Origin of the sequence: Streptomyces sp. P17, from assembly GCF_032436805.1 — a bacterium.
Lineage (GTDB): Bacteria > Actinomycetota > Actinomycetes > Streptomycetales > Streptomycetaceae > Streptomyces.
On sequence record NZ_JAVRBF010000199.1, the window covers coordinates 1 to 942 of the forward strand.

Sequence of the window (942 nt, forward strand, 5' to 3'; positions counted from 1 at the left end):
GGTGTCAGCGGCGTACCGTCTGGTTCCGCCGCGTCAGCCACAGCGCGCCCGCCGCGCCCGCGAGCAGCACCGTGCCGCCGAGGGTGCCGAGGGCGACGGCCGAGTCCTCGGGGCCGGTCTGCGGGAGTTCGGAGCCGTTGCCGCTCTGGGTGGAGCCGGTGGCGCCAGCGCCGCCCGCCGCCTTCACATCGAGGGTGAGCGCGGGGCCCGGGCTGTTCGACGGGGTGCAGGTGGTCGTCGTACCGAGCGCCTTGATGGTGAGCACGGCCGGGGTGAAGGTGACCTTGCCGGACTTCTTCGGCGTATAGGTGCCGGTCAGGTCATTGATCTTGATGGGGGTGTCGGCGGGGATGGCCTCCTGGTTCGCCGGGCCCGTCACCGTCATGGTGCCGCTGTCGGCTCCGCCCAGCTTGATGGTGGCGCTGGGGTTCATCGCCCCCTTGCCCAGTTCGACAGGGCTGGAGGAGACCCCCTTCTGCCACGACATGGTGATCTTGTAGCCGCCGCCGCTCTCGACACCCTTGATGTCGATGGGCGAGACGGCGCTCTTGTCACCGATCGGGGTCTTGCACTGGTAGTTGACGTCGACGACCCCGGCCCGGGCGGCGGGCGCGGCCATCAGCACCGCCGAGCCGGCCAGGGCCGCGACGGACGCGAGCGCGGTTCGTTTCCGGTACGACACGGTTCCGCTCCCTCTCGATTCCTGACGGCACATCAGATCGGCCGTCAAGGTACGCCCGGGGCCGAGAGGAGGGAAGACACGATGCGCGCCGGAGTTGTGACGATCCGGCGCGCACGAAAGGGGGTTCGAGTGGAGGCGGAGGCCAGGAGGTGACCCGGGGTAACCCTAAGCGGGAGCCCCGAGCGTGAGGTGGGCCGCCGGGCGAGGTGTCAGCCTTTGGGGCTGGTCCTTTTCCCAGCGGCCTCCTCCCGAACCCGTCG

Annotated in this window: 1 protein-coding gene; it reads right to left on the minus strand. The window is 70.4% G+C overall.

Going from position 1 to position 942, the window contains the following annotated elements; translation table 11 throughout:
* Positions 1–4 precede the first annotated feature (4 nt).
* The gene (locus RMT89_RS40345) at positions 5–682 is read right to left on the minus strand and encodes an LPXTG cell wall anchor domain-containing protein (protein WP_315888722.1); all 678 of its coding nucleotides are present in this window, start codon (positions 680–682) and stop codon (positions 5–7) included.
* Positions 683–942: the final 260 nt, after the last annotated feature.